8 protein-coding genes are annotated in these 6,847 nt (G+C 70.0%); 1 reads left to right on the top strand and 7 read right to left on the bottom strand.

Annotated elements, in window-relative coordinates; genetic code table 11:
- The coding region (gene rpsB / locus U9980_RS04890; protein ID WP_322766874.1) for a 30S ribosomal protein S2 at positions 1–802 on the bottom strand (802 nt) is incomplete at its 3' end.
- A gap of 346 nt (positions 803–1,148) precedes the next feature.
- Between rpsB and U9980_RS04885 the strand changes: the two genes are divergently transcribed.
- Positions 1,149–1,700: a M23 family metallopeptidase gene (locus U9980_RS04885; RefSeq protein WP_322766873.1), complete on the top strand. Its 552-nt coding sequence runs from the start codon at positions 1,149–1,151 to the stop codon at positions 1,698–1,700.
- A 25-nt stretch (positions 1,701–1,725) separates the two neighbouring features.
- Here the strand turns inward: U9980_RS04885 and U9980_RS04880 are convergent, their stop codons facing one another.
- The 6 genes from U9980_RS04880 to U9980_RS04855 form a co-directional block, all read right to left on the bottom strand.
- On the bottom strand, positions 1,726–2,685 hold the full coding sequence (locus U9980_RS04880) for a tyrosine recombinase XerC (protein ID WP_322766872.1): 960 nt from the start codon (positions 2,683–2,685) through the stop codon (positions 1,726–1,728).
- Between the two features lie 60 nt (positions 2,686–2,745).
- On the bottom strand, positions 2,746–3,888 hold the full coding sequence (gene dprA, locus U9980_RS04875) for a DNA-processing protein DprA (RefSeq protein WP_322766871.1): 1,143 nt from the start codon (positions 3,886–3,888) through the stop codon (positions 2,746–2,748).
- Positions 3,885–5,423: a YifB family Mg chelatase-like AAA ATPase gene (locus U9980_RS04870; RefSeq protein WP_322752122.1), complete on the bottom strand. Its 1,539-nt coding sequence runs from the start codon at positions 5,421–5,423 to the stop codon at positions 3,885–3,887. The genes dprA and U9980_RS04870 overlap by 4 nt, the downstream gene beginning before the upstream one ends.
- Positions 5,423–5,779 (bottom strand): YraN family protein, encoded by a 357-nt coding sequence (locus U9980_RS04865; protein WP_322752128.1) that lies wholly within the window; start codon positions 5,777–5,779, stop codon positions 5,423–5,425. The genes U9980_RS04870 and U9980_RS04865 overlap by 1 nt, the downstream gene beginning before the upstream one ends.
- A 152-nt stretch (positions 5,780–5,931) precedes the next feature.
- Positions 5,932–6,225: a DUF2469 domain-containing protein gene (locus U9980_RS04860; RefSeq protein ID WP_239310639.1), complete on the bottom strand. Its 294-nt coding sequence runs from the start codon at positions 6,223–6,225 to the stop codon at positions 5,932–5,934.
- The coding region (locus tag U9980_RS04855) for a ribonuclease HII (protein ID WP_322766870.1) at positions 6,222–6,847 on the bottom strand (626 nt) is incomplete at its 5' end. The genes U9980_RS04860 and U9980_RS04855, both read right to left, overlap by 4 nt.

Here is a 6,847-nt window from a genome sequence, read left to right as displayed (position 1 = left end):
CCACCGCTGGTTCGGCCACGGCACCCTGGCCACGCAGAAGCTCTTCCTCCCACGCGGTCAGCGGCTCTCCGCCGGCGGCCACCTCGGGCTTGGCGTCCGTCGATGTCGACCCGCCCGCCCGGGAGCGCAGGCCGGCCGCCACGGCATCGGCTACCACGCGGGTGAGCAGGGCCGCGCTGCGGATGGCGTCGTCGTTGCCGGGAATCGGGTAGTCGACCTCGTCCGGGTCACAGTTCGTGTCCAGAATAGCCACCACCGGAATTCCCAGTTTCCGCGCCTCGCCGACCGCGATGTGCTCCTTCTTCGTGTCGACGATCCAGACCGCGCTGGGCACACGGGCCATGTCGCGGATACCGCCGAGGGTGCGCTCCAGCTTGGCCTTCTCGCGAGAAAGGACGAGCTGTTCCTTCTTCGTCCGGACCTCCGTACCGCCGGTGAGCTCGATTTCCTCGAGCTCCTTCAGTCGCTGGAGGCGCTTGTAGACCGTGGAGAAGTTCGTGAGCATGCCACCGAGCCAGCGCTCCTTGACATAAGGCATACCGACCCGCTGCGCCTGCTCCTCAATGGCCTCCTGGGCCTGCTTCTTGGTCCCGATGAACAAGACCGTACCGCCGTGGGCGACGGTCTCCTTCACGAAGTCGTAGGCCCGGTCGATGTAGGACAGGGTCTGCTGCAGGTCGATGATGTAGATGCCATTACGTTCGGTGAAGATAAAGCGCTTCATCTTCGGGTTCCAGCGCTTTGTCTGGTGCCCGAAGTGGACACCGCTTTCGAGCAACTGCTTCATGGTGACGACAGCCATGGCTAGTCGCTCCCTTCCGGCGCCGGGCGGACCGGCGCACCTCGGTTACAGGCCCCAGCCGGCGACCGGGGCCCCTGACGCCCTGCTGGCCCCTACCACCGCGGGAACGGCGGACCGAGGAAGCCTTCCCCGCCATACCAGGAAGGTCGGCAGAGAAAGGGCGCGCGTATTCAGCTCGACGACACGAGCCGTGTCCCCGATTCTACGCCCACCGGCACCGCGCTCCTGCGCGGGTTGTCCACAGGAGGCTGTCCGCGCGTGACCGAGGCCGCCGATGCAGGCACCGTGGCACTGGTGACCGGAGATCGGTACAGGCCCGAGGCCTGGAGCGAACCAAGGAGCCGCCATGATCCCACCGCCCCGGCATCGAGCCGTCATCCTCGTCCTGGCCCTGCTGGTCACCCTCATGGTCAGCCGATGGCCGCACACGGTTGCCGGCTACCGGACCCTGGCGGCAACCGCCCCGGCACCGGCGCCGGCACCCGGGCCAGCACGCTGGCGGGCGCCGCTGGACGGCCCGCTGGTGATCGGTCGCGGCTTCGTGCCACCCGCGACGCCCTACGGACCGGGCCACCGCGGTGTCGACCTGGCGGGCAGGCCAGCCGCGGACGTGCGCGCCGCCGGTCCGGGAACCGTCTCGTTCGCCGGCATGATCGCCGGGCGTGGCGTGATCACGATCAATCACGGGGCACTGCGAACGACCTACGAACCCGTCATTCCGGTTGTCCCCGAGGGCCGGTCAGTGGCCGGCGGCGAGATCATCGGCCGGCTCGTCGCGGGGCATCCGGGGTGTCCCGCTGACGCCTGCCTGCACTGGGGCCTGCTCGACGGAGCCCACTACCTCAATCCGCTCAGTCTGCTGCCGCACCGCCAGCCCAGGCTGCTGCCACTGGCTTGAACCCGTCCCGTCGGACCGATTGCCCTCAGGCCCGGGGGTGCCCCTGTTCATAGGCGGCCCGGAGCCGTTCCGCCGTGACATGGGTGTAGATCTGTGTGGTCGCGGGACTTGCGTGCCCCAGCAGCTCCTGCACCGAGCGCAGATCGGCACCGCCTTCCAGCAGGTGGGTGGCCGCGGCGTGCCGAAGGCCATGGGGGCTCGCGGTTCGGGCGCTGCCCACCGCGGCCAGCCGGGCGCTGAGAATACGGCGGACCGTGCGCGGGTCCAACCGGCCACCGCGTGCGCCGAGAAACAGCGCTCCGCCGCTACCGGGCACCACGAGCGCCAGCCGACCGGCGTCCAGCCAGGCCCGCAATGCGCGTCGCGCGGGCAGGCCGAACGGAACCGCGCGCTCGTGCCCGCCCTTGCCCAGCACCCGCACGAGCCGCCGTTCGTCGTCGACGTCGTCGAGGTCCAGACCACACAACTCACCGACGCGGGTGGCGGTCGCGTACAGCAGTTCGACAACCGCGCAGTCCCGCGCACGGAGCGCATCCCGTCGCGGTCCGGCCGGTCCGTCGTCGGCCTCCGTCCGCGGATCCACCGCCAGCAGTTCCCACGCCTGGACGGCGGTCAGCACGGTCGGCAGCGTCGCCGATCGCCGCGGGCCGGCGAGCCGATCGGCGACGTCGACGGGTAGCCAGCCCCGCCTCGCCGCGAACGCGCTGAAGCCGCGGGCGACCGACGCCCGGCGGGCCACGGTCGCGGCGGCGCTGCCGCCGGAGCGCATCGCGGCGAGCCAGCCGCGCAGCACGTCAAGATCGAGTTCCACCAGTTCGTGGCGCCCCACCCCACGGGCGTACGCGCACAGGTTTCGGAGATCGACCGTGTAGGCACGGACGGTCTCGACCGACCGGTTCCGCTCGGTGGCCAGGTACCTCAGGTAGGCGTCAACAGCGACATCCCAGGTAACCGCATCCGCGCGAGCACCCGTCTCACCACCCATATGCCCGACCGTGCCCTGTCCCGGTGGCCAGGTCAACAAGGATCAGCTCTCCAACAACGATCAGCTTTCCGGTGGGCGCGACGCAGTGGCCGCCGACGGCGCCCGGCCCAGTGCCGTCAGGCTGTACCCGCCAGCTCGATGCTCCACCAGACCGGCCACGACAAGGGGGCCCATCAGGGCCTGTACGGTTTCCGGCCGCTCACCCACCCGTTCGGCGAGCACCGCCCCACCCACCGACCCCCGCGCCGGCATGACATCAAGGAGCCGGCGCACGAGCTCGGGAAGGCCATCGCGGATGCCCGGCGGTACGGGCAGGTGGCCGGCGAGCTCACCGACCGCGCCGATTTCCTCACAGACCTCGGCCGCATCGGTGACCAGGACGGTCTGTTCACGGTGCGTCCGCAACAGACGGTGACAACCCACGCTCAGCGCGCTGGTAACCGGTCCTGGAACAGCCATGACCACCCGCCCCAAGCGCCGTGCATGCCGAGCGGTGTTCAGAGCGCCGCTTCGATGACCCGCCTCGACCAGAACCGTGCCCCGGGTCAACGCGGCGATGATCCTGTTACGGGTCAGAAAGCGCCCCCGGTAGGGCGAGCTGCCCGGTGGTGCCTCGCTCAGGACCAGCCCGTTGTCGCGGATACGCGCCAGCAGCTCCGCGTGGGCACGCGGATAGGCGATGTCGACGCCGCCGGCAAGGACCGCGATCGTGGGCCCACCGGCCGCGAGCGCGCCGCGATGGGCAGCCGCGTCAATGCCGAAGGCCGCCCCGGAGACCACCGTCCAGCCCCGGTCCGACAGCCCCGAGGCAAGATCAGAGGTGACCGTCGTTCCATAGGCCGTGGCCGCGCGCGACCCCACGACCGCCACGGCGCGCTCGCACAACTGGTTGAGGTCCCCGGCGCCGTGCACCCACAGCGCGAGCGGTTCGCCCGGTTCGGTGTGCGCATCGGCCCCGGGCACATCGCGAAGTACGCCCAGCGCGGACGGCCACTCCGGGTCACCCGGGCAGAGCAGTCGCCCGCCGAGTGTGGCCAGCAGGCGAAGGTCGCGCTCCGGGTCGACATCGGGATGGCTCACGCGTAGATCGGCCCAGACCGATGCCGCCCCGCGGCGGGCGACCTCGATACTGATCGCCGGCTTGTCAGACCCGACCGCGCGTGCCAGGGCCACCCGAGCCAACCGCTCGCTGTCGGCGGTCACTGGGACCGCCCTGGCAGGCGCAGGTCCAGAGCCATCCCGAGCTGGGTCGGCCCGGGGCACGCCACGCCTGCGAGGTCGGCGAGGGTCCAGGCGACCCGCAGGACCCGGTCGAGCCCCCGAGCGGTCAGGTGACCCGATTCGAAGGCAAGATCGGCCGGTCGGGTCACGCCGGCCGGCAGCGGCCACATTCGGCGCAGAGCCGGACCGGGGATCTCGGCGTTGGTACGCCATGGCGTACCGGCCAGCCGGCGCGAGGCCGCCTGCCGAGCGCGCTGGACGCGCTCGGCCGCCACCGCGGAGGTCTCGGCGTACTTGTAGTCCGCTCGCAGCTCGGCACGGCTCGGCGCGGCAAGCTCCACCTGCAGATCCACCCGGTCGAGCAGGGGTCCCGACAGCCGGGAGAGATAACGCCGGCGAACCAGGCTCGGGCAGTCGCACAGTTTGGCCGCAGCGCCGCCCGCCCGGGCGCACGGGCACGGGTTCGCCGCCAACACCAGCAGGAACCGGGCGGGAAACCGAGCGCTGATCCGGGCCCGGGCAAGCTCGATCACCCCGCTTTCCAGCGGCTGACGTAACGCGTCCAACGTGAGACGGGCGAATTCGGGGGCCTCGTCGAGAAACAGCACACCGCGGTGTGCCTGGCTGGCCAGCCCCGGTCGCAACACAGTTGAACCGGCACCGACGAGTGCACCTGGCGTTGCCGAATGGTGCGGGCTGCGAAATGGTGGCCGGAGCACGAGCGGGCAGTGCGCCGGCAGCAACCCGGCAACCGAGTGCACGGCGGTGACCTCAAGCGCGGCCTCGGTGTCGAGCGCGGGCAGCAGGCCTGGCAACCGCTCCGCCAGCATGGTCTTGCCGCTGCCCGGTGGACCTTGCATGAACAGATGGTGGCCGCCGGCGGCCGCCACCTCGACCGCCAGGCGCCCGCGGGACTGGCCCGCCACGTCGGCGAGATCGCCGGCATCCTGCGTGGCGGCCGGCGGCGCATCCATGATGATTCTGGGCGGTCGATCCGGCGCGTACTCACCACGCAAGAGCCGGACCAGGCAGTCGAGATCCGCCACGGGTTCGACGACGACGCCCGGGACCAACGCCGCCTCCGCACCGTTGGCCTCGGGAACGACGACGCGGTCAATGCCCGCGTCGAGCGCGGACATCACCGCTGGCAGTACGCCGCGCACGGGCCGCAACCGACCGTCCAGCGCGAGTTCTCCGAGCAGCACCCGACCGCGAAGCGACTCCGGCGGAACTGTGGCCGCCGCGCCGAGAACCGCGGCGGCCATCGCCACATCGAACCCGCTACCGGACTTCGGCAGGGTCGCGGGGAAGAGCCCGACTGTGATCCGCTGGTTGGGCCAGGCCTGACCCGAGTTGACGATCGCGGCGCGGATGCGGTCCTTGGCCTCGTGCAGCGCCGCGTCCGGCAGGCCGACGAGGGTGATGGCCGGCAGCCCGTTCGCGAGATCCGCCTCGACCTCGACGAGGTGCCCGTGCACCCCCACGATGGCAACGCTGAACGCCCGCGCGAGCGGCATCAGAACGCCCCTCGTAGGTGTTCCACCCGAATCGGGCGGTCCCAGCGGCGATACACCTCGACGACGTCGAACCGCAACGCCACCAGCTCATGGTTATGATCATGAAGCCACTGTGCGGCGACCCGGCGGATCCGCGCAACCTTGGCGGGGACCACGGCCGCAGCCGGCGTCCCGTAGCGGTCCCCGGAGCGGGTCTTGACCTCGCAGAACACCAGACACGAACCGTCCCGGGCGACGATGTCGACCTCGCCCGCGGCGCACCGCCAGTTGCGGTCGACAATCTCCATGCCGCCGTCCAACAGATACCGGACGGCGGTGTCCTCCCCGAACCGCCCGAGCGCATCCTTGACCCGCATCGTCCGCTCCCGTCCACGGGCGACGGACGCGCCCGTGGAGATCAGAGTGGTCGACCGGTCAGCCCTTGGCGAGAAAAGATCACTTTCTGTGGACAACGTGCGTTCATCCACAGACCAGACCGCAGCCAGCCCGAAGCTGGACACAGCGGCCCTCAGAGCTCCGCTTTGGTCAGCTCCTCGACGTTGATGTCCTTGAACGTGACGACACGGACGTTCTTCACGAACCGCGCCGGCCGGAACATGTCCCACACCCACGCATCACGCAGGGTGAGTTCGAAGAAGACCTCGCCGGCGCTGTTGCGGACATCGATCTGGTAGTCGTTCGCCAGGTAGAAACGACGATCAGTCTCGATCACGTAAGAGAACAGACCGACGACATCGCGGTACTCGCGATAGAGCTGAAGCTCCATCTCGGTCTCGTACTTTTCGAGGTCTTCGGCGCTCATGCGCCCTCCGTCGCGCTGCGTAGCCCGGTCGGTGTCACGACGTCCTCCAGCCGCGACAGTCGTTCGCGGTACGCTCCTGCCACATTGACATACGACATCCGATGCTGTTCACACGGCCCGTAAGCAGCAAGAGCCGCGGCGTGTGCGGCCGTGACGTACCCCTTGTGCTGCGCAAAATCGTACTCGGGATACCCGGAGTGCAAGCCATCCATGATCCGATCCCTGGTCACCTTGGCGATGACGGACGCCGCTGCTACGCAGGCCACCACCTGGTCCCCCTTGAGCACTGCGGTGGAGCCGACTCCCAGTCCCGCCACGGCGAACCCGTCGGTCAGGACATATCCGGGCCGCGCAACCAACCGGGCCACCGCGCGACGCATTCCGGTTGTGTTCGCCACATGTACACCCGCCACGTCGATCTCGGAGGCGTCGATCACGACGGTCGCCCAGGCCTGAGCGACGCCGAGTATGCCTTCGAACACCTGGTCACGCAGACGGGCGGACAGCCGTTTGGAGTCTGCCAGCGCACCGAGCCGGCGTGATCCACCCGTGGGAAGAATGACGGCCGCGACCACGAGCGGACCCGCGCACGCGCCACGGCCGGCCTCGTCAACCCCGGCAA

The organism is Protofrankia sp. Cr1, from assembly GCF_963555865.1.
In the GTDB taxonomy this organism is placed as follows: Bacteria; Actinomycetota; Actinomycetes; order Frankiales; family Frankiaceae; genus Protofrankia.
Note: the sequence above shows the minus strand (reverse complement) of the source record. Positions and strands in the feature narration are given on the sequence as shown.